Here is a 20816-nt window from a genome sequence, read left to right as displayed (position 1 = left end):
ATCTGGTCGGGCTCATCATACCTTCGCTGGGTCTTCCGGTATTTCGCGGCAAGGTCGGGGCGCCAGAGTTCAGCGCCATTGATACGCTGACTGGCGTGGCCTTGCCGATGCTTGAAGACACCCAAGGTGTTCGCGTGTTTACCCAGGACACCGGCAGCATCGTGAAGCTGCTCGATTCACTGCCTTTGCCACCCGCGCTCGATGAAACCACCGCGACCACCCCGGCACTGCAAACCGTGCTAACCGCCGCACTGGCCGCGGCGGCCGTGCGAAAAGCCGAGGAAGAGGCGGCGTATCAGGCCAGCTTGACCCCCGAAGACAGACGCCGTTTGCTGGAAGCCGAGGAGCTTGAGGAACGAAAACGCCTCTGGATTGAGCAGGCGAAGGCCGCTTCAGGTCTGACCTAACCCTGCCAACCCCCGCCCAGTGCCGTCAACAAACCCACGCTGGCTTGCAGCTGGCGGGTGTGCAGCGCCTGCACTTGACGCTCGGCCTGTAAGGCCGCGGTCTGCGCCGTGACCACATCCAGGTAGCTCACGGCCCCCGCTTCATAGCTGTTGGTGGCCAGAGATTGCGTGTGTCGGGCCGCATTGGCCGCGGCCTGTTCGTCGAGGTTTTCCTGTTGCAGGTCGCGCAGTTGCGCCAGGTTGTCTTCCACCTCGCGCACCGCCCGCAGTACTTGAGCATGGTAGTGGGCTGCGGCTTCTTCAAATTCGGCTTTGGCTTGCTGCTCTTGTGCGCTCAACCGGCCGCCGTCAAAGATCGGCAGGTTCACCAACGGCCCCAACGCCCAAAACCGATTGGCCGTGGCCAACAGGTTACCGCTGCCCTGCGTCTGGCCACCCAGCAGCCCGGTCAGGCTGAAGTCGGGATACCACGCCGCCTTGGCGACGCCGATCCCGGCATTGGCGGCAAACAGCCTTCGTTCCGCCGCCGCAATGTCCGGGCGGCGTTGCAACAAGGTGCTGGGCAAGCTGTTGGGGGCGGCAGGCAGGTTCAGCGGGTGCTCACTGGGCGGCAGCTGGAACGTGCTGGCGGGTTCGCCCACCAGTTCACCGATGGCGTGTTCGGTCAGGTTGCGTTGACCACGCACGTCATCCCGTTGGGCCTGGGCCTCGGCCAATTGGCTTTGCGCACGGGTCAGGTCCATTTTTGAAGCAATCTGCCCTTGGTAGCGTGCGCGGGTCAGCTCCAGCGCTTGGCGGTAATCATCCAGCGATGTGGACACGATGCGTTGTTGCGCGTCCAGCCCGTCTAGCTGCACGTAAAGACTGGCCAGCTGGCGTTGCAGGCTTAACCGTGCCACGGCCAGGTCGTCGGCCGACGCCTGCGCCTGGGCATCTCCAGCGGCCACCTGATTGCGAATCTTGCCCCACAGGTCGAGATCAACATTCAACGCGAACCCTGCCGTGTTGCTGTTGTAGACCGATGGCTGTGTGGTGCCGCGCAAGGGTCGGTTGTCCGATTGGCGCTGGCGCAGCGGTTGACCGCTGGCGGTTATCTGCGGGAACAGTCCGGCGTGCAGTTGGCCGGCGTAGGCCTGAGCGGCATCGTAATGCGCCAGTGCGGCCGCCAGATCCGGGTTGGCGGACAGCAAGCGCTGTTGCAAGCCGTTCAGGCGCTCGCTGTGATACACCCGCCACCACTGCGGCGACAGTTGGTCGGCAGGTTGCGCGCTGTGCCACGGGCCGTCACTGGTCTGTTCGCGGTACTGCGCGGGCAAGTCCAGCGTCGGGGGGGTGTAAGTTGGCGCCAGTGAGCAGCCCTGCAGGGCCAGCGCCAACAACAGGGCGCCACGTTTAAGCGTTGGCTGCATGGGAGGCTCCTGTGTCGGCCGGTTTGACCGAGTCGCCTTCGCGCAAGGCGTCAGGCGGATTGTCGATCACCCTGTCGGCAGGCTTGAGGCCTTGATCGATCACCAGCCGTTCGCCCAGATCCAGACCGATATGGATGTCTTGCAAGTGCACGTGCTGGGCGCTGTCGAGCAGCGCCACCTGCGTGCCCTGAGCCCGAAAGATCAGGGCGCTGGCCGGGATGCTGACGCCGTGGGTGTCGGCCGGAATCGACAGCACCGCTTCGGCATAGTCGCCGGGCATCAGCGCGTCGCCGGGGTTGAGCGCGACAAATTGCGCCATCAGGGTGCCTGAGCGCGGATCAACCGACGTCGAATTACCGATCAGCCGGGCAGTGAAGGTTTGCCCCGGATGCTCGGGCACGCTGAGTTGCACCTGCATGCCGGGTCGAATCACGCTCGCGTAGTTCTGTGGCACCGGCACGTACAGGCGCAGTTGATGGGTGTCGGCAATATCAAACAGCTCAGCGTCGCTGTCGGTGTCGGCCTTGATCAACTGACCAATGTCGGTGTTGCGCGCGGTAATGGTGCCCGCGAAGGGGGCACGAATGGTTTTGTAATCTTCAAGCGTCGACAGCCGTGCGTAGTCCGCTTCGGCGGCTTGCGCATTGGCCTTGGCCGCCGCAGCATCCGAGCGCTTTTCGTCGGCCTCCTGACGCGACACGGAATGACTCGCCAGCAGGTTTTGCCAGCGACTGGCCGTGGTCGCGGCAAGCGTGGCGTTGGCTTGCGCTTGCAGCCTATGGGCGCGGGCTTGCGCCACTTGCTGGTCAAGGTCGGGGCTGTCGATTACCGCCAGAATTTGCCCGGCTTTGACCTTGCTGCCGATGTCGGTTTGCCAGCTTTTCAGGTAGCCATTGACCCGTGCATGGATCGGCGCCTTGCTCCAGGCTTCAAGGTGCGCGGGCAAGCGCAAGGTGTCGCCGTGGGCGTTTTGCAACGGCTGGAACACACTGACGACCGGTAAGGCGGCGGCTTCGGTCCAATTGGCGACGGCCTGCTCATGGCGGCTGCGCGCTGCCAGCCAATTGGCCACCAGCAGGGCTGCCAGGCTCAAGCCACCGATGCCCAGCACCATCAAACGCTTGCGCGAGGGTTTTTGATTAGACGACATGGGAAGTTTCTCCAGCAGCAGCGCGATTTTTTTCACGGCCGTGCACCAGGCTGAACACCACGGGCACGAACAGCAGGGTGGCAACGGTGGCCAGCATCAGGCCGCCGATAACGGCGCGTCCGAGTGGCGCGTTCTGTTCTTCTGACAAGGCCAGTGGCAGCATACCGATCATCATGGCCAGCGCGGTCATGCACACGGGGCGAAAGCGCGTATAGCCCGCTTCGAGCGCTGCCTTGAGGGCGTCACCATGTTCGGCCAGCCGCTCGCGGCAGAAACTGACCACCAGAATCGAGTTGGCAGTGGCCACACCCATGCACAGGATGGCCCCGGTCAGGGCCGGCACCGACAACGACGTGCCGCTGAGGAACAGCATCCAGACAATCCCGGCCAGCGCGGCGGGCAGGGCGGTGATGATGACAAACGGATCAAGCCAGGACTGAAAGTTGACCACAATCAGCAGGTAGATCAGCACGACCGCGCCGAGCAGGCCAAAGCTCAACCCGCTGAACGCTTCATGCAAGGCGTCGATCTGCCCGTGCAGGCTGATGGTCGCGCCTTTGGGCCGCAGGTCGGCGGCGCCGTCGATGACTTTTTGCACATCGGCGGCCACCGCGCCCAAGTCGCGGCCCTGGATATTGGCGTACAGGTCCAGCGTCGGCTGGATGTTGTAGTGGGTGACCACGGCCGGGCTTTCGACCCGGGTGATGGTCGCCAGCCCGCCGAGGATTTGTGATTGACCGCTGCTGCCGGTTACGGGCAAGGCTTCCAGCGCGGGCAGGCTGTCCAGTCGGTATTGCGGGGTGGCGGCGACCACCCCGTAAGACACGCCGTTTTGCGGGTTAAGCCAGAAGGTCGGCGCCACCTGCGAGCTACCCGCCAGCGAGGCGACCATGCTGTTGGTGACGTCACGTTCGGTAATACCCAAGCCATTGGCGCGTTGGCGATCGACGTTGACTTGCAGCGACGGATAGCCAACGGACTGCTGAATACGCAGATCGGCAATGCCGGGCACGTGTTGCAGGCGGCGTTGCAGTTCCAGCGCATAGGCGCGGTTGGCGGCGTCATCGCGTCCGGAGACTTTGATGTCCAGCGGCGCCGGAGCACCAAAGTTGAGGATCTGGGTGCTGATGTCCGCAGGCATAAAGGCAAACTGGCTGCCGGGGAAGCTCTCGGGCAGCGCTTCACGCAAGCGTTTGACGTAGTCCGCCGTCGGGCTGTGACCGGCCTTGAGGCTGATCTGAATATCGCCATCTTGCGGGCCGATGGTGCCGCTGCTGCTGTAGGCCATGTCGATCCCGCTCAACGGAATACCAATGTTGTCGATCACCGTGTCCAACTGCTCGGCGGGGATGATTTCCCGAATGCGCGCTTCGATCCGGTCAAAATCGGCGGCACTTTCCTCAATGCGCGTGCCCAGCGGCAGGCGCACATGCAACGCCAGCGCCCCGGCATCGGTGGCCGGAAAGAAGTCCTGACCCAAGCTGGGCAGCAGGGCAAACGAGGCCAGCACGCAGGCCATGAAACCCAGCAAAAAACGTTTGCGATGCGCCAGCGCCAGCTCCAGTACCGCGTAATAGGCGTCGCGCACGGCTGAGAAGCGGCGCTCGAAACCTTGCTGGAAATTCAACAGGGCGCGCACCGGGGCCGAGTGCGGTTGCGTGGGCTGGTTGCCCTCGTGGTGGTTGATGTAGCTGTCTTCCGGGTGATGGCCTGCCCCTTGCTCCGGCACATGAGGCTTGAGCAGAAACATCGCCAGCGTCGGTACCAAGGTACGCGACAGAATAAACGAACTGCCCATGGCGAAAATCACCGACAGCGCCATTGGACGGAACAGATAACCGGCAATGCCCTGCAACATGAACATCGGCACAAACACGATGCAGATACACAGCAGCGACACAAAAGCCGGACCGACAATCTGCTTGGCCCCGTCGAGAATGGCCTCGCGCACCGACTTGCCTTGCTCAAGGTGCCAGTTGATGTTCTCGATGGTGACGGTCGCATCGTCCACCAATATCCCCACGGCCAACGCCAGCCCGCCGAGGGTCATGACGTTCAGGGTCTGGCCGCTTAGGGCCAGCAGGGCGATGGCTGACAACACTGCCAGTGGAATCGACACCGCAATGATCAGTGTGGATCGCCAGCTGCCGAGGAATAGCAGAATCATCGCGCTGGTCAGCAGCGCGGCAATGATGCCTTCCTGCGCCACGCTGCCCACCGACTGTTTGACGAACACCGAGGCATCGCCCAGCAGCGAGGTTTTCAGTGACGGCGGCAAGGTTTCGTTGATGCGCGGCAACATGGCGCGAATGCCGTCGACAATCGACAAGGTCGAGATGTTGCCGTTTTTCAAGGCGGGCATCAGCACGGCACGGTGGCCGTCGACCCGCACGATATTGGTTTGCGGCGGTGAACCGTCCCGCACGTGAGCCACCTGGCCGATGGTGATCAGCGCGCCGTTGACGGTCTTGATGGGCAGATCGTTAAGCTCATCGATGGCCTTGGGGCTGTTGTTGAGCATCACGGTGTATTCGTAGGTGCCCAGTTTGGCCGTGCCCACGGGGATAATCTGGTTTTGCGCGGCCAGTGCAGCGCCTACGTCCTGCGCCGACAGGCCCTTGGCGGCCAGGGCTTGTGGGTCGAGGTCGAGGGTGATCTGGCGCTGCTTGCCGCCCATTGGCGTCGGCATGGCCAGACCGGGCAGCGAGCTGAGGGGCAAGCGAATATTGTTTTGCACCAGATCGCGGATTTTAGCTTCCGACAGCGTGGGGCTGGAAAAGGCCAATTGCAGAATCGGTACCGTGGAAGCGCTGTAGTTAAGAATCAGCGGCGGGGTGATGCCGGGCGGCATCTGCTTGAGCACGGTTTGTGACACGGCGGTCACTTGCGCGTTGGCCGTGCGAATGTCGACGCCGGGCTGGAAGAAAATTTTCACGATGCCCATACCGGGCAATGATTGCGACTCGATGTGTTCGATGTCGTTAACGGTCGTACTCAGCGAGCGCTCGTAGGTGTAAATCACCCGACCCGCCATGTCTGCGGGTGCCAAACCGGTGTATTGCCACACCACGGCGACCACGGGAATGCCGATGTCGGGGAATACATCGGTGGGGGTGCGAACGGCAGCCAGCGGCCCAATGATGCAGATGAAAATCGCCAACACGATAAACGTGTAGGGCTTGTGCAGTGCGGTCTTTACCAGCCCGAGCATGCCTGAACCTCCGGGGAGTGGAATTGCAAACCTGGGCAGTCTTACCGTCCACACCTAACGATCACCTTTCAGGAACGTGAAGGTTCCTTTAGATAAGCGCTGAAAATCCCTTCATATTCATTCATTTGGCGTAACGCGGGGTGAGCACCAAGCTGGTCAACTTCGACGGGCCGGTAGTTGCGTCTGTCGCACTCTTTGGTTCCCCTTGCGAGGTGTACGTGTGATGACTGTTAAACCGCTGCTTTTGATTCCGACTCTTGGGTTAATCATGCTGCTGTCGGCCTGTGCCGGGCCGATGCCCAAACAAGACCCGAGCGAAGCCTGGATCGGCTTTAAAGAAGAGGGCAACAGCGACCTGATGGCTGAACGTGTGGACGGTAAAAGCACGCAGGATGGTCGGTTCTTCGAAGTGACACCCGGCGCGCATCGTCTGGACGTGACCCTGTATGAAGGTGCCACGGGTGATGAAAATGAGGTCGATTGCCAAGGCAAAGTCAATTACACCGGGTTCAAGGCCGGTGAACACTATGAGTTGATTGAATCGAGCCTGGGGCCAGAAGTCAGTGCACGACTGGTGGACTCCCACGGCAAGGAAGTGGCACGCACGGCGGACTTCAATTGCATGCCGGGGTAATCAGCAACCGTGTAGCCGCTGCCGAGGCACGCAGGCTGCGATGGGATGCGCAGCGGCCCCAGTACCGAAGGCCCTGGGGCCCTTTTCGCAGCCTGCGTGCCTCGGCAGCGGCTACAAATGGGGCTAAAACGATTTGATGATTTTGCCCAGGGTTTCCATGGCTTTTTCACTGGCGCTGTCCCACGGGCTGCCGTAGTTCAGGCGAATGCAATTGCGAAAGCGTTGGGTCGGCGAAAAAATCGGCCCCGGGGCAATGCTGATGCCTTGGGCCAAGGCCATTTCGAACAGCTTGAGGGAGTCCATCTGCTCGGGCAGTTCCAGCCATAAAAAGTAGCCGCCCGAGGGTTTGCTGACCCGCGTCTGCGCCGGAAAGTAACGGGCAATGGCCGCCAGCATGGCGTTTTGTTGTTCTTCGAGCGCATCGCGCAATTTGCGCAAATGACGGTCGTAACCACCGTGTTGCAGGTAATCGGCAATCGCTGCCTGGGCGGGCATCGACGCGCACAGTGACGTCATCAGTTTCAGCCGCTCAACCTTTTGCGCGTAGCGCCCGGCCGCCACCCAGCCGATGCGATAGCCGGGAGCCAGGCTTTTGGCAAACGAGCCGCAATGCATGACCAAGCCCTCTGTATCAAAGGCTTTGGCCGGTTTTGGCGGGTGCAGGCCAAAATACAATTCGGCGTACACATCGTCTTCAATCAACGGCACCTGATGGCTGCGCAGCAGTTCAACCAAGGCTTTTTTACGGGCCTCGGGAAGGGTGGCGCCAATCGGGTTTTGAAAACTGGTCATGCACCACACGGCCTTGATCGGATGCCGCTCAAGGGTGTCAGCCAGCACCTCCAGATCAATGCCGTCACGCGGGTGCACCGGCACTTCGACGGCTTTGAGTTTGAGCCGTTCGAGCACTTGCAGGCACGCATAAAACGCCGGGGCCTCAATGGCGACCAGATCACCCGGCTCTGTTACGGCTTGCAGGCACAGGTTCAGGGCTTCCAGCGCGCCATTGGTGATCAACAACTCTTCCATGGGCAGCATCAGCCCACCGACCATGTAACGCAGGGCTATTTGGCGGCGCAGGTGCGGGTTGCCCGGCGACAGGTCGGTGACCACCATGCGCGGGTCCATCTCACGGCAGGCGGCGGTCATTGAACGGGCCAGACGCTGGAGCGGAAACAGTAACGGGCTGGGGAATGCCGAACCGAAGGGCACGGTGTGCGGGTCTTTGATCGAGTCCAGCACCGAGAACACCAGACCACTGACATCGACCTGCGTGGACTCGGGCGCGTGGCTGCTGATGGCCGGTTCCTCGAACGGAGTGGGGGTGTGCACATTGACGAAATAGCCCGAGCGCGGCTTGGCGCGAATCAGGCCACGGCGTTCGAGCAAGTAATAGGCCTGAAACACCGTCGACGGGCTGATGCCGTAGGTCTGGCTGGCGTAGCGCACTGAAGGTACGCGCTCACCGGGGCCGAGCACTCCGCTGCGGATCAGTTCGGCAATGTCATCGGCAAATTGTTCGTAGCGTTTCATTAGACGAGGCTCGGTTCGGTTACAACATTTCAGGTACACCAAAAAACAGTCCCCTCTCCCTTTGGGAGAGGGCTAGGGTGAGGGTGTATCAGGATGTCATCGAGTGCAAACGTGCACACCATCAATGACACTCATGACTGACCACTATCCTTTGCTAACTGAATACATAACAGACTCAGCTACCGGGTTAAACAGCAGATCAGCTTCAATATGAACGTTTTGCTTTTACGGGTGTTAAACCAAGAAGAGTGCATTAAGAGGGCTATAAGATGGACGCATGGTGGCATGAGGTGTGGTTGACCTTGATCGCAGAGTTCGCCGATATCACGGATGCAAAACAGCTGACCCAAATCACCGTACGCCTATTGATCGCTGCGGTGCTGGGTGGCGTGCTCGGTTTTGAGCGCGAGCAAAAGGGTAAGGCCGCCGGGGTGCGGACCCATATGTTGGTGGCATTGGGGGCCGCGCTATTTGTACTCGTGCCGCAAATGTCCGGCTCTCAGGCGGATGCCATGAGCCGGGTGCTTCAGGGCGTGATCGCGGGTATTGGTTTTCTGGGGGCAGGGACCATTCTCAAAGGCAAGGTCACGGGTGAAGACGATGAGCAAGTCAAAGGACTGACCAGCGCCGCCGGTCTGTGGATGACCGCCGCTATTGGCGTCGCGGCGGGTATGGGCCGTGAATCCACGGCCGTGCTGAGCACCTTGCTGGCGTTGGGCATTTTCAGTGTCATGCCCAAAGTGGTGAACCTGTTTGACAAGCGCTAAGGCCCTACAAATCGGTTTTCATGGGGGGATGTTCCCCCGGCGGATCACCAATCGGCTTGGGATCACCCAGCGGCGGTTCTTCCTCGGGAATGTGTTCAGGCTCCACAGGCGGTAACACCGGGTCATCGATATTGGGATCGGGGGTTTCAGCGGGGATAGGGATGTTCATCGCGTTGGCCTCATTGCTGCATGGAAGGTGTAGCCGGTCGACCGCCTTCGCACCTGTACGGTTCCCATGCCATGACCAACGGCGTGTCCTCAAATTAGTCTGAACTTTTAAGCGGCTACCTTGCTCCCAACCTAGGTCCCCCGGTACAGATGCCGGAATGTGCTGTGAAACGACCACCCATTAGCGTCCCAGGGCGTGAGGAGTGAGGTTCGATGAATGCTGATTTCCCGCTGGACCCCGATTTATCCTCCACCCTGCCGTTGTCGCAGGCCTTGTTATTGCCGCGCATTGCCATTGAGTCCACCTCGCCCGTGATCGACGGCGGCGAGTTTGCGGTCAAGGCGGTGGTCGGGCAAACGGTGCAGGTCAGTAGCAAGGTGTTTAGCGACGGTCACGACCAGTTGGCGGTGACGTTGCATTGGCGACTGGCCAGTAGCGATGACTGGTCGGCAGCGCCGATGCGCTTTGTCGGCAATGACGCGTGGAGCGGCCAGTTCACGGTGCCGGTTCAGGGCCGCTATGTGTTTTGCATCGAGGCATGGATCGATCGCTTCGCCAGCTTTTGTCATGAGCTGGAAAAAAAGCACCAGGCCGGTATTCCCGTCAGTCTGGAGCTTCAGGAAGGTCGCATTCTGGTGCAGCACGCCATTGAGCTGAGCCAGGGTGAATTACATGAGCAATTGCAGGTGTTGCTGCGCCAGCTGTCTGCCCTGCTGGAAAACGAGCAGGTAGCACTGTTTGTGCACGAACACAGTGCGCAATTGATGGCTCAGGCCCAACACCATGCATACGTCAGCCTGAGCCCCGAGTTCCCCGTGGACGTGGAACGCCCGTTGGCGCAGTTTGCCAGTTGGTACGAGCTGTTTCCGCGTTCAGCCACCGATGACCCCAGCCGACACGGCACCTTCAATGATGTGCTCGAACGCTTGCCGATGATCCACGACATGGGTTTTGACGTGCTGTATTTTCCGCCCATTCATCCCATCGGCCGCAGTCACCGTAAAGGCCCCAACAATTCATTGCAGGCAGGCCCGGATGATCCCGGCAGCCCGTATGCCATCGGCAGTGAGGAGGGCGGGCACGAGGCCATTCATCCGCAGTTGGGCAGCCGTGAGGATTTTCGTCGGCTGGTGGCTGCCGCCGCGCGCCAGGGGCTGGCCATCGCGCTGGACTTTGCCATTCAATGCTCCCAAGACCATCCGTGGCTCAAACAGCACCCCGGCTGGTTCAACTGGCGGCCTGACGGCACCATTCGCTATGCGGAAAACCCGCCGAAAAAATATCAGGACATCGTTAACGTCGATTTCTATGCCCCCGATGCCATTCCTAGCCTGTGGCTTGAGCTGCGCGACATCGTGCTCGGCTGGATCGACGAGGGTGTGAAAATTTTTCGCGTCGACAACCCGCACACCAAACCCTTGCCGTTCTGGCAGTGGTTGATTGCGGATGTGCGCACGCGCTGCCCTGAAGTGATCTTTCTCGCTGAAGCCTTTACCACCCCGGCGATGATGGCGCGCCTGGGCAAGATCGGCTATTCGCAGAGCTACACCTATTTCACCTGGCGTAACACCAAGGCCGAGCTGGCGGCGTATTTCACCGAACTGAATCAGAGCCCATTGCGTGAATGCTTCAGGCCTAATTTCTTCGTCAACACCCCGGACATCAACCCGCGCTTTTTGCATGAGTCCGGCCGCGCCGGTTTTTTGATTCGTGCCGCGCTGGCCACCATGGGGTCGGGGTTATGGGGCATGTATTCAGGGTTTGAGCTGTGTGAGTCGGCCGCGCTGGCGGGTAAGGAAGAATACCTGGATTCAGAGAAGTACCAGATCCGCCCTCGGGACTACGGCGCACCGGGCAATATCGTCGCTGAAATCGCCCAGCTCAACCGCATCCGGCGGCAAAACCCCGCCTTGCACAGTCACTTGGGCCTCACGCTGTACAACGCGTGGAATGACAACATCCTGTATTTCGGCAAACGCAGCGCTGACGGCAGCAACTTTGTGCTAGTGGCGGTAAATCTTGATCCGCATAACGCCCAAGAAGCGCACTTCGAGTTGCCGCTGTGGGAGATGGGGCTGGCCGATGACGCGCAGACCTCAGGCGAAGACTTGATGAACGGTCATCGCTGGACCTGGTACGGCAAGACTCAATGGATGCGCCTTGAACCTTGGCAACAGCCCTTTGGTATCTGGCGAATCAAACCCCTTTAGGTAACGGCTGCAAGGCCCAACCAACCGCATCGGCAGGGAGTCCACATGGCGAAGAAACCCGCATCGGCAAGCTTTATCAAAGACCCGCTCTGGTACAAGGACGCGGTGATTTACCAAGTGCACATCAAGTCATTTTTCGATTCCAATAATGACGGAATTGGCGATTTTCCGGGGTTGATCAGCAAGCTCGATTACATTGCCGAGCTGGGGGTCAACACCCTCTGGTTGCTGCCGTTCTATCCCTCGCCACGGCGCGACGATGGCTATGACATTGCCGACTACCGTGGGGTACACCCTGACTACGGCACATTGGCCGACGTCAAACGCTTTATCAAGGAAGCCCATGCGCGTGGCTTGCGGGTCATCACTGAACTGGTGATCAATCATACTTCCGATCAACATCCGTGGTTCCAGAAAGCCCGCCACGCCAAAGCCGGCTCCAAAGCGCGAGATTATTACGTGTGGTCGGACACCGATGAAAAGTACGACGGCACGCGGATTATCTTTCTGGACACTGAAACCTCGAACTGGACGTGGGACCCAGTAGCCGGTCAGTACTTTTGGCACCGGTTTTATTCCCATCAACCAGACCTCAATTTCGACAATCCGCAGGTCATGAAAGAAGTGCTGGCGGTGATGCGCTATTGGCTGGACATGGGCATTGATGGCCTGCGTCTGGATGCCATCCCGTATTTGATCGAACGCGACGGCACCAACAATGAAAACCTGCCTGAAACCCACCAGATTCTTAAGCAGATCCGTGCTGAAATCGATGCCCATTACCCCGACCGCATGTTGCTGGCCGAGGCCAATCAATGGCCTGAAGACACTCAGCAGTACTTTGGCGACAGTGATGGCATCAATGGCGATGAGTGCCATATGGCCTTTCATTTCCCGCTGATGCCGCGCATGTACATGGCGCTGGCGCAGGAAGATCGCTTTCCGATTACCGATATTTTGCGCCAGACCCCGGAAATACCTGCGAATTGCCAATGGGCGATTTTCTTGCGCAACCACGATGAACTGACCCTGGAGATGGTCACCGACAAAGAGCGCGACTACCTGTGGAACTACTATGCCGCTGACAAGCGTGCCCGCATCAACCTGGGCATTCGTCGACGTCTGGCGCCGTTGATGGAGCGCGATCGCCGCCGCATCGAATTGCTCAACAGTTTGCTGCTGTCGATGCCCGGAACGCCGACCCTATATTACGGCGACGAAATCGGCATGGGCGACAACATTTATCTGGGCGACCGCGATGGCGTGCGCACGCCCATGCAGTGGTCGATTGACCGCAATGGCGGTTTCTCGCGGGCCAACCCGGCCAGTCTGGTATTGCCGCCGATCATGGACCCGCTGTATGGCTATCAGTCGGTTAACGTGGAAGCGCAATCGGGCGACCCGCATTCGTTGCTGAACTGGACCCGCCGCCTGTTGGCGGTGCGCAAGCAGCAAAAAGCCTTCGGCCGTGGCACCTTGAAAATGCTCTCGCCGAGCAATCGACGCATTCTGGCCTACACCCGCGCGTTCACTGACAGCGACGGCCAAACCGAAACCATTTTGTGCGTGGCCAATGTGTCACGCAGTGCCCAAGCGGCGGAACTGGATCTGTCCGAGTTTGCGGGCCGTGTGCCGGTTGAAATGATCGGCGGTAACGCCTTTACGCCCATCGGCCAGACACCTTTCATGCTGACGCTGGCGCCTTATGGGTTTTTCTGGTTTCTGCTGGCCAGCGAAAACCAGATGCCCGGTTGGCACACCGAGCCTTCGCAAAGCTTGCCGGAGCTGGTGACGCTGGTACTTAAAGGTGGCATTGGTGATGTGCTTAAACCTCCTGTTCGCACGGTGCTGGAACAGAACGTACTGCCGAGCTGGTTGCCCAATCGTCGTTGGTTCGGGCACAAAGAGGTGCCCATTGAGCAGGTCACCATTGTTTACGGCGCCGCCTTTGGCGAAGCTGAATCGCCGGTATTACTGACGGAACTGGAAGTCACGTGCGCCGGTCAGCCGCACCGTTACCAAGTGCCCTTGGGCGCACTGGGTGAGGAACAACCGAGTTCTGCAGTGGCTCAACAGGTCGTGTTGTCACGCTTGCGCCGCGGGCGCCATGTCGGTTTTCTGACCGATGCGTTCAATCTGGAACCCTTTGTGCACGCCGTGTTATCCAGCCTGAAAAAAGGCCAGACGGTCAGCAGCAGTGCCGGTGACATTCATTTCAGCGCCACGGACCCGATGATCGCGCTGGGCCTCGATGAGCACAGCGAGGTGCGCTACCTCACGGGCGAACAGTCCAACAGTTCGGTGGTGGTGGGCGGTGTGTTGGTGCTCAAACTGTTGCGCCAACTGCGCAGCGGCCCGCACCCTGAACTGGAAATGGGGCACTTCCTGACCCGCGCCGGTTATCCGAATATTTCCCCGCTGCTCGGGTCAGTCGTGCGCCGGGATGCTCAGGGTGAGGACACTTTGCTGATGATTGCCCAGGGGTACTTGAGCAATCAGGGTGATGCCTGGAGCTGGACCCACAACACCCTTGAGCGGGCAATTCGCGACGAATTGGCAGATGCTCAATCCGAGCACGAACAGCATTACAACGCGTTGAGCGAGCTGGCGGAGTTTGCCCGTGTGCTGGGCCAGCGACTGGGCGAGATGCATACCCTATTAGCACATGCCCACGACAACCCGGACTTTGCGCCGCACACCACCACCCTAAAAGACAGTCAGCGGCTGGCCACGCATATCACGGCGCAGGTCAAGCACGCCCTGCAGCAACTCAAGGCACACGCGAGTGATTTGCCCGCCGCTGATCAACAGCGCGTCAAGCACCTGATCGAGCAGCAGGGAGCGATCAACACCCACATCCAGCAACTGGCCGCAGACACCCAAGGCGGGCTGAACATCCGCGTGCATGGCGACTTGCATCTGGGACAAGTGCTGGTGGTGCAGGGCGATGCGTTCTTTATCGACTTCGAGGGTGAACCCTCGCGCTCCCTGAAAGACCGACGGGCCAAAAACAGTCCCTACAAGGACGTCAGCGGTTTACTGCGCTCCTTTGACTACGCCGGAGCGATGGCGATCAGCAATGTGCAACAGGCGGATCACTCATCCGAGGCAGACGATGCTCGGCAACGGGTCGTTGAGCGCTATATAAATGACGCACGTCATGCTTTGATCGATGCATATCGGTTGGCAACAGCTAGCCTTAGCCCTGAATGGATTTCGCCACGCGGTGAGGATGCTGCGCTGGCGCTCATGAGCCTGGAAAAGGCGGCCTACGAAGTTATCTATGAAGCAGCCAATCGGCCTACGTGGCTGCGTGTGCCCTTGCAGGGCTTAAGTGAGCTGCTTGCTCACTTGCCAGGCAAGGCCAAGCCTTTACCAGATGGAGAGAAGTAATGAGTTCTAGCAAGGATCTGGGGGCAGGAAAACAGGCGTTGATGCCTGAGCAGCAGGATGTCGAGGCCTTGATCAGCGCCCAGCATCGTGATCCGTTTGCCGTCTTGGGGCCTCATCCGGACGGGCAGGGCGGTCAGGTCATTCGGGCATTTTTGCCCGGCGCCCTGAGTGTCAAGGTGGTTGCGCGCGACAGTGACGACCTGCTCGGCAGCTTGCACGAAACGGACGTGGCAGGGCTGTTTGCCGCTCATTTCGATCACACGCAACCCTACCGCCTGCGTATTAACTGGGCCGGGGCCGAGCAGACCAGTGAAGATCCTTACAGCTTTGGCCCTCTATTGGGCGAAATGGATTTGTACCTCTTCGCTGAAGGCAATCACCGCGACTTGAGCAGTTGCCTGGGCGCTCAGGTGATGAGTGTCGACGGCGTACCGGGTGTGCGTTTCGCCGTCTGGGCACCGAATGCCCGGCGGGTGTCGGTGGTCGGTGACTTCAATATCTGGGATGGCCGCCGCCACCCCATGCGCCTGCGTCATCCAAGTGGTGTGTGGGAGATTTTTATCCCGCGCCTTGAAGCCGGTGAAGCGTACAAGTACGAAATTCTCGGCGAGCACGGCATCCTGCCGCTCAAGGCCGACCCTATGGCGCTGGCGACCCAGCTGCCGCCCGATACGGCGTCCCGAGTTGCGTCGCCGCTGGCGGTGGATTGGCAGGACGCGGCCTGGATGGAGGGGCGCGCCGAGCATCACCGTCACGACAAGCCATTGTCCATCTATGAGCTGCACGTGGGTTCCTGGCAATGCGAAGTCGACGACGTGGGCGACATCGAGCGCCAGTACACCTGGCAGGAACTGGCTGAACGGCTGATCCCGTACGTGACGCAGCTTGGCTTCACCCATATTGAACTGATGCCCATCATGGAACATCCGTTTGGTGGGTCGTGGGGCTATCAACCGTTGTCACAGTACGCCCCGACGGCCCGTTACGGTTCACCGGATGATTTCGGTGCGTTCGTCAATGCCTGCCATGTGGCAGGCATTGGCGTAATTCTCGATTGGGTGCCGGCGCACTTTCCCAATGATGCCCACGGGCTGGCTCAATTTGACGGCACAGCGCTGTATGAATATGCCAACCCGCTGGAAGGCTTTCATCAGGACTGGAACACCCTGATTTACAACCTGGGCCGCACCGAAGTGCATGGTTTTATGCTGGCCTCGGCGTTGCACTGGCTTAAGCACTTCCATATCGACGGGCTGCGTGTTGATGCTGTGGCGTCGATGTTATATCGCGACTACTCGCGCAAAGCCGGTGAGTGGGTGCCTAACCGATTTGGTGGGCGCGAAAACCTTGAAGCCATTGATTTTTTACGACACCTCAACGACGTGGTCGCGCTGGAAGCGCCGGGTGCGTTGATGATTGCCGAAGAATCCACGGCCTGGCCGGGCGTCAGCCAGAGTACTGCCCATGGCGGGTTGGGGTTTTCGTACAAATGGAACATGGGCTGGATGCATGACTCGCTGCATTACATCCAGCAAGACCCGCTCTACCGAGCCCATCACCATAACGAGTTGAGTTTTGGTCTGGTGTACGCCTGGAGCGAGCGTTTTATCCTGCCGATTTCCCATGATGAAGTGGTGCACGGCAAGCATTCGTTGATCGACAAAATGCCCGGTGATCGCTGGCAGAAGTTTGCCAACTTGCGGGCTTATTTGAGTTTTATGTGGACGCATCCGGGCAAGAAGCTGCTGTTTATGGGCTGCGAGTTTGGTCAGTGGCGTGAATGGAACCACGATCAGCAGCTTGACTGGTATTTGCTGCAATACCCAGAGCACCAGGGTGTGCAGAAGCTGGTGGGGGATTTGAACCGGCTCTATCGCGAGTATCCGGCCTTGCATGATCAGGATGATGCCCCGCAGGGTTTTCAGTGGTTGATTGGCGATGATGCGACCAACAGTGTTTATGCCTGGTTACGCTGGAGCAAGGAAGGCGCGCCGCTGTTGGTGGTCGCCAACTTTACCCCGGTGCCGCGAGAGGGGTATCGCATTGGGGTGCCTTTCGCCGGGACATGGCAAGAGGTGTTAAACAGCGATGCGGGGCTGTATGCCGGGTCCAATTATGGCAATGGCGGTGGGGTCGCCAGTGATGACATGCCCAGCCATGGTCAAGGGTGTTCGGTGGCGTTGAATTTACCGCCGTTGGGGGTATTGGTGTTGCAGCCTTCGGGTTGACGTATCTACTCGTAGCAGCTGACGAGTAGTACGAGGCTGCGTTCGACGATGCAATCGTCGCAAATTCGTTGACCACGATGTATCTGAAACTCACAGGTTGAATGGTTTTGCGGCTGCTATGCAGCCGGACGCAGCCTCGCACTACTCGTCAGCTGCTACGCAGTGTGGGTCGTGTGAGCTGTGTTTGACTGTAGGTGTGCGCTCACTGGGATTTGGGAGGTTTCGTACAGGGTTGTCGATTGAGATGGCGGGGGCGCGGGCCTATAGTCAGCGCTCGCATTAAGCGACCGGGTTTGGCGACTCGGAACATGCCAAGAATTGCTATCTCTAGCCAAGCGTGTATTTTGCATCGCGAGGCTTTATGGCAGCTGTACGTGGGAGATCTCAGGATCTGCCGGAGTTTCTTGGGTATGACCGGTTCGCCAACCCGCGTACAGCAGCCACCTGTTTTCGTTTGGCGACGAATGTGGATGGCTTAAGCCCATGCCCAAGAGTTTTAACCCATGACTCAAGATTCTTTCATTCCGCTGACCGCTATCGACTGCCTTATCCCCGCGCTTTTGATCGACCGCAATGCGCCGGTTGATGTGCTTCATGCCAATGCTGCCGCCCGTGTGCGGGCAGCCACTCAATTGATGGAAACCCTGTCCAATCGTGATCTTGAATTAGCCGATACGGTTGATCTACGGCAGATAGCAACCGTGATGATGATTTTGCTTCGTGATGGGTGTGATTTGCTGGATGTGTTGGGTTGGCGCTTACGGGTGGAATAGAGAAGTTGCCGTTGCTCTTGCTCTTGCTGTTGCTGATGCCACGCGATTTTTGGGTCGACGCGAATGCCCCTCACAGGAGGCTGAACGCAGGTGCTGTTATGGGGGTGGCGAGGCAGGACGCCAAGCCAGCCGCGATCGGGCCAAGGATGGCCCGTCGCGGCGGGCCCCCATAACAGCACCGGAGTGAAGGCACCGCCGAGCCTAGGCGAGGCGGCCGTATGGTAGGGCAAGGACCTTTTGCTTACTTTTGTGGCTGTTTGACAAAAGTGAGCCGCCGTAAGGGCGAAACCCGTAGAAAGATTTAACGTATTAAATGGATATGTACACGGGCCTATTAAAAGCTTCGAGTACATATCCATTACTAGCGTCTAGCTGAAGTTATGGTTACGCCCTTACGGCGTGTCACTTTGCAAAAGCGGCAAAGTAACCAAAACGCTTCCGCTCCCGCGTACGGCCCTCGCTTCGCTCAGGTTCCCTCACTCCGGTCCCGCTCCGTGGGCACGCCGTGACGGGCCATCCATGGCCCAACACGGCTCTCCCGGCATCCATGCCGGTCGACCCACTCCGCGAAACCTCCATTCAGCCTTCCGAAGGAGCGGCAGATCAAGATCAAAAGCCAGATCAAGATCACAAGCCAGATCAAGATCACAAGCCAGATCAAGATCAAAAGCCAGATCAAGATCACAAGCCAGATCAAGATCAAAAGCCAGATCAAGATCACAAGCAGATCACAAGCCAGATCAAAAGCTGGTGACTAGCCCGCGTTTTATAAATGAACCTCTACCGACAACGGTAAATGATCCGATAAATGCGTCCACGGTTTACCCCCCAAAATCTCCGGGTTTTTCCCGGTCGCATTGCGCAAGTAAACCCGGTCCAGCCTCAGCATCGGAAACCGAGCCGGGTAGCTTTTGGCCAGTTGCCCATAATGACGCTGGAACACTTCATGCAAGTCGTCACGCTGTAACAACGTCGCATTACCTTGCAGTTTCCAATCGTTGAAATCCCCCGCAATGATGACCGGGTCTTCAGGCGGCAAGGATTTGATCAGTTGCTTGAGCAAGACGATTTGCAACTGCCGATGGCTTTCCAGCAAGCTCAGGTGAACGCAGATCGCATGCACTTGGTTATGCCCCGGCACGTCCAGTACACAGTGCAGCAGCCCGCGCCGTTCAGGGCCGGTGATGGAAACATCCAGGTTGCGATAGGACTTGATCGGGAATTTGGACAGCACGGCGTTACCGTGGTGACCTCCGGGATAGACCGCATTGCGGCCGTAGGCAAAGTCAGTCCACATGCTGTCAGCCAAAAATTCATACTGCGACACTGCCGGCCACGCGTCATAACGCGAGGCGTGTTTGTCATGTTCGCCCAGCACTTCTTGCAAAAACACCACGTCAGCCCCGGTCGCACGCACGGCTTCGCGAAGCTCCGGCAGGATGAAGCGTCGGTTTAATGCGGTGAAGCCTTTGTGCATGTTGACCGTGAGCACTTTGATTCGGTGTACAGCCGGCGCCGTTTCGGGCGCCGGCGATTCGATGGGGTTGCCGACAATATCAAGCGTCATGGTCTCTCCTGTGCGTTGATTCACGTTCGACCCGGTACACGCCCGGCCGTTCGGCACACAGGCAGTTATAGCGTATCGGGACGCGAGTCCGGTTGATGTTGATCAGGTGCAGGCAACGCTAGCAGGGACTTCAGGTAATCGCCAAAACCCCCTGCAGCTCGACAGTCCAGCCGGGCGCTGGTGGTCACTTTGGGCCGGTGACTCCAGGCGATGCTTGCACCGCTGGCTTGCAGCTGTTTCACCAATTGAACATCTTCATGGCAGGTCAGGTGCTCGAACCCGCCCGCTTGTTGGTAGGCCCGGGCGCTGAAGCCCAAATTGGCACCATGAATGTGCCGGTGCCCGTCGCACGCTTCGTATGCTGCGTGGTAGCGGGCTTGGGTTGGCGCGTCGATCAGGGTGCCCCAATCGTCTACGGCCACGGTGCCGCACACCGCATCGCTGTTGAGCGCCAGTTGCGCATACAACCAGTCTTCTGCGACCAGGCTGTCGGCGTCGGTGCAGGCAATCCAGCGCGCACCTTGTTCCAGCAGCCATTGCGCGCCAAGGCTGCGAGCAGCCCCGACATTGCGGGCATTGATGTGCAGCACGTGGATGGGGTAGCCAGCTGCAATTTCAGCCGAACGGTCGCTGCAACTGTCCAGTACCAGCACCACGCTCACGCTTTCACCGTTGAGCTTTGGGTGCTTAGCCGCCGCCAACGCGGCTTGCAGGCACTGCGCAAGCAGGTCCTGTTCATTATGGGCTGGTATCAAAATGCCAATCATCGCAGGCCCTCCCGCCGTGCCACTGAGATAGGGGCGCGGCTCCAGACTTCAAGAACGAAGTCGTCTTCAAGGTGCTGCGCCAGCCGGTATAAACCCAGTGTGTCGTGCAGCAGGTCATGGACCTGATCACCGGTCAGTGAACAGCCTTCAATGGCCGGTCGCCAGTGGCACGCCAGAAATTGTCCGTCAGGGGTCAGGCTGCGCAACACCCGTTCAACCAGGTGTTGCAGCGCCTGCGCATCCAGGTAGTAACCCAGTTCGCTGAGCACGATCAGGTCGAACTGTTCGTCGGGCCAGTCCTCCGGTATGCGGGTCTGCTCCACGTGGGCGTGGGCGCAATGACTCAAACGCTCACGCGCCAGTTCGACCGCTTTGGCCGCCGCGTCGCAGCACAACAAGCGGTCGCAGCGTTGGGCCAGCCCCGCACTCAGTTCGCCATTGGCACAGCCCAGCTCGTAAATGGACGCATAGTGCTGTCGCGGCAGGCTGGCCAGGGTGAGCGCGCGTTTGCGCTGCTCGTACCAACGGTCACGAAAGGCCCAGGGATCGGGGTTGTGTTCATAAAGCTGATCAAAAAAGGTGGTGGGCACACTCATGC

At 59.3% G+C, this 20816-nt stretch carries 15 protein-coding genes and 1 pseudogene; 8 read left to right on the top strand and 8 right to left on the bottom strand.

Annotation, left to right across the window (positions count from 1 at the left end):
• Nucleotides 1–407 (top strand): annotated as a pseudogene (locus ACI7MX_RS20095) (hypothetical protein); the annotation flags it as partial.
• On the opposite strand, the gene ACI7MX_RS20090 reads toward ACI7MX_RS20095, so the two are convergent.
• Genes ACI7MX_RS20090 through ACI7MX_RS20080 form a run of 3 tightly spaced genes read right to left on the bottom strand, consistent with a single transcriptional unit; the run spans nucleotide 404 to nucleotide 6177 of the window.
• Nucleotides 404–1816, bottom strand: a complete 1413-nt coding sequence (locus ACI7MX_RS20090) for an efflux transporter outer membrane subunit (RefSeq protein ID WP_405590865.1) — start codon at nucleotides 1814–1816, stop codon at nucleotides 404–406. The pseudogene ACI7MX_RS20095 and the gene ACI7MX_RS20090 sit on opposite strands and share 4 nt — an antisense overlap.
• Nucleotides 1800–2966, bottom strand: coding sequence for an efflux RND transporter periplasmic adaptor subunit (locus tag ACI7MX_RS20085; RefSeq protein ID WP_405590868.1), 1167 nt, complete (start codon nucleotides 2964–2966; stop codon nucleotides 1800–1802). Before ACI7MX_RS20085 ends, ACI7MX_RS20090 begins: the two co-directional genes overlap by 17 nt.
• Nucleotides 2956–6177, bottom strand: a complete 3222-nt coding sequence (locus ACI7MX_RS20080; RefSeq protein ID WP_405590871.1) for an efflux RND transporter permease subunit — start codon at nucleotides 6175–6177, stop codon at nucleotides 2956–2958. The genes ACI7MX_RS20085 and ACI7MX_RS20080 overlap by 11 nt, the downstream gene beginning before the upstream one ends.
• Nucleotides 6178–6400: 223 nt before the next feature.
• On the opposite strand from ACI7MX_RS20080, the gene ACI7MX_RS20075 reads away from it, so the two are divergent.
• Complete coding sequence (locus tag ACI7MX_RS20075; protein ID WP_405590874.1) at nucleotides 6401–6811, top strand: hypothetical protein; 411 nt, start codon at nucleotides 6401–6403, stop codon at nucleotides 6809–6811.
• A 123-nt stretch (nucleotides 6812–6934) separates the two neighbouring features.
• On the opposite strand, the gene mapR is transcribed toward ACI7MX_RS20075, so the two are convergent.
• Nucleotides 6935–8344 carry a GntR family transcriptional regulator MpaR gene (gene mapR, locus ACI7MX_RS20070; RefSeq protein ID WP_314492136.1) on the bottom strand — a complete coding sequence of 470 codons (1410 nt, stop codon included), beginning with the start codon at nucleotides 8342–8344 and terminating at the stop codon, nucleotides 6935–6937.
• Between the two features lie 269 nt (nucleotides 8345–8613).
• On the opposite strand from mapR, the gene ACI7MX_RS20065 reads away from it, so the two are divergent.
• On the top strand, nucleotides 8614–9111 hold the full coding sequence (locus ACI7MX_RS20065; protein WP_314492137.1) for an MgtC/SapB family protein: 498 nt from the start codon (nucleotides 8614–8616) through the stop codon (nucleotides 9109–9111).
• 4 nt (nucleotides 9112–9115) lie between these two features.
• Here the strand turns inward: ACI7MX_RS20065 and ACI7MX_RS20060 are convergent, their stop codons facing one another.
• Nucleotides 9116–9280 carry a hypothetical protein gene (locus tag ACI7MX_RS20060; protein ID WP_314492139.1) on the bottom strand — a complete coding sequence of 55 codons (165 nt, stop codon included), beginning with the start codon at nucleotides 9278–9280 and terminating at the stop codon, nucleotides 9116–9118.
• A gap of 212 nt (nucleotides 9281–9492) precedes the next feature.
• Between ACI7MX_RS20060 and ACI7MX_RS20055 the strand changes: the two genes are divergently transcribed.
• The 5 genes from ACI7MX_RS20055 to ACI7MX_RS20035 all read left to right on the top strand — a co-directional run bounded on the left by ACI7MX_RS20055 (nucleotide 9493) and on the right by ACI7MX_RS20035 (nucleotide 18638).
• Nucleotides 9493–11490 carry an alpha-1,4-glucan--maltose-1-phosphate maltosyltransferase gene (locus ACI7MX_RS20055; RefSeq protein WP_405590879.1) on the top strand — a complete coding sequence of 666 codons (1998 nt, stop codon included), beginning with the start codon at nucleotides 9493–9495 and terminating at the stop codon, nucleotides 11488–11490.
• A gap of 45 nt (nucleotides 11491–11535) precedes the next feature.
• On the top strand, nucleotides 11536–14883 hold the full coding sequence (treS, locus tag ACI7MX_RS20050) for a maltose alpha-D-glucosyltransferase (RefSeq protein WP_405590882.1): 3348 nt from the start codon (nucleotides 11536–11538) through the stop codon (nucleotides 14881–14883).
• Nucleotides 14883–17111 (top strand): 1,4-alpha-glucan branching protein GlgB, encoded by a 2229-nt coding sequence (gene glgB / locus ACI7MX_RS20045; RefSeq protein ID WP_405590885.1) that lies wholly within the window; start codon nucleotides 14883–14885, stop codon nucleotides 17109–17111. Before treS ends, glgB begins: the two co-directional genes overlap by 1 nt.
• A gap of 503 nt (nucleotides 17112–17614) precedes the next feature.
• A complete protein-coding gene (locus ACI7MX_RS20040) occupies nucleotides 17615–17884 on the top strand; it encodes a short-chain dehydrogenase (RefSeq protein ID WP_314492149.1) in 270 nt (89 codons plus the stop codon).
• A 547-nt stretch (nucleotides 17885–18431) separates the two neighbouring features.
• On the top strand, nucleotides 18432–18638 hold the full coding sequence (locus ACI7MX_RS20035) for a hypothetical protein (protein WP_405590888.1): 207 nt from the start codon (nucleotides 18432–18434) through the stop codon (nucleotides 18636–18638).
• A gap of 12 nt (nucleotides 18639–18650) precedes the next feature.
• Here the strand turns inward: ACI7MX_RS20035 and ACI7MX_RS20030 are convergent, their stop codons facing one another.
• The 3 genes from ACI7MX_RS20030 to ACI7MX_RS20020 all read right to left on the bottom strand — a co-directional run bounded on the left by ACI7MX_RS20030 (nucleotide 18651) and on the right by ACI7MX_RS20020 (nucleotide 20814).
• On the bottom strand, nucleotides 18651–19451 hold the full coding sequence (locus ACI7MX_RS20030; RefSeq protein ID WP_314483309.1) for an endonuclease/exonuclease/phosphatase family protein: 801 nt from the start codon (nucleotides 19449–19451) through the stop codon (nucleotides 18651–18653).
• A gap of 65 nt (nucleotides 19452–19516) precedes the next feature.
• Nucleotides 19517–20218, bottom strand: a complete 702-nt coding sequence (locus ACI7MX_RS20025) for a glycosyltransferase (RefSeq protein ID WP_405590891.1) — start codon at nucleotides 20216–20218, stop codon at nucleotides 19517–19519.
• Nucleotides 20215–20814: a class I SAM-dependent DNA methyltransferase gene (locus ACI7MX_RS20020; protein WP_405590894.1), complete on the bottom strand. Its 600-nt coding sequence runs from the start codon at nucleotides 20812–20814 to the stop codon at nucleotides 20215–20217. Before ACI7MX_RS20020 ends, ACI7MX_RS20025 begins: the two co-directional genes overlap by 4 nt.
• Between the last annotated feature and the right edge of the window lie 2 nt (nucleotides 20815–20816).

The organism is Pseudomonas sp. 2024-210 (assembly GCF_045062345.1).
Lineage (GTDB): Bacteria > Pseudomonadota > Gammaproteobacteria > Pseudomonadales > Pseudomonadaceae > Aquipseudomonas.
The sequence above is the reverse complement of the archived record's forward strand: the minus strand, read 5'-3'. Positions and strand labels throughout refer to the sequence as shown.

Excerpts from the sequence above, each read along its gene's own strand:
- ACI7MX_RS20090 (WP_405590865.1), bottom strand. The coding sequence starts at position 1,816 with ATGCAGCCAACGCTTAAACGTGGCGCCCTGTTGTTGGCGCTGGCCCTG.
- ACI7MX_RS20085 (WP_405590868.1), bottom strand. The coding sequence starts at position 2,966 with ATGTCGTCTAATCAAAAACCCTCGCGCAAGCGTTTGATGGTGCTGGGC.
- ACI7MX_RS20080 (WP_405590871.1), bottom strand. The coding sequence starts at position 6,177 with ATGCTCGGGCTGGTAAAGACCGCACTGCACAAGCCCTACACGTTTATC.
- ACI7MX_RS20075 (WP_405590874.1), top strand. The coding sequence starts at position 6,401 with ATGACTGTTAAACCGCTGCTTTTGATTCCGACTCTTGGGTTAATCATG.
- mapR (WP_314492136.1), bottom strand. The coding sequence starts at position 8,344 with ATGAAACGCTACGAACAATTTGCCGATGACATTGCCGAACTGATCCGC.
- ACI7MX_RS20065 (WP_314492137.1), top strand. The coding sequence starts at position 8,614 with ATGGACGCATGGTGGCATGAGGTGTGGTTGACCTTGATCGCAGAGTTC.
- ACI7MX_RS20060 (WP_314492139.1), bottom strand. The coding sequence starts at position 9,280 with ATGAACATCCCTATCCCCGCTGAAACCCCCGATCCCAATATCGATGAC.
- ACI7MX_RS20055 (WP_405590879.1), top strand. The coding sequence starts at position 9,493 with ATGAATGCTGATTTCCCGCTGGACCCCGATTTATCCTCCACCCTGCCG.
- treS (WP_405590882.1), top strand. The coding sequence starts at position 11,536 with ATGGCGAAGAAACCCGCATCGGCAAGCTTTATCAAAGACCCGCTCTGG.
- glgB (WP_405590885.1), top strand. The coding sequence starts at position 14,883 with ATGAGTTCTAGCAAGGATCTGGGGGCAGGAAAACAGGCGTTGATGCCT.
- ACI7MX_RS20040 (WP_314492149.1), top strand. The coding sequence starts at position 17,615 with ATGACTCAAGATTCTTTCATTCCGCTGACCGCTATCGACTGCCTTATC.
- ACI7MX_RS20035 (WP_405590888.1), top strand. The coding sequence starts at position 18,432 with ATGCCGGTCGACCCACTCCGCGAAACCTCCATTCAGCCTTCCGAAGGA.
- ACI7MX_RS20030 (WP_314483309.1), bottom strand. The coding sequence starts at position 19,451 with ATGACGCTTGATATTGTCGGCAACCCCATCGAATCGCCGGCGCCCGAA.
- ACI7MX_RS20025 (WP_405590891.1), bottom strand. The coding sequence starts at position 20,218 with ATGATTGGCATTTTGATACCAGCCCATAATGAACAGGACCTGCTTGCG.
- ACI7MX_RS20020 (WP_405590894.1), bottom strand. The coding sequence starts at position 20,814 with ATGAGTGTGCCCACCACCTTTTTTGATCAGCTTTATGAACACAACCCC.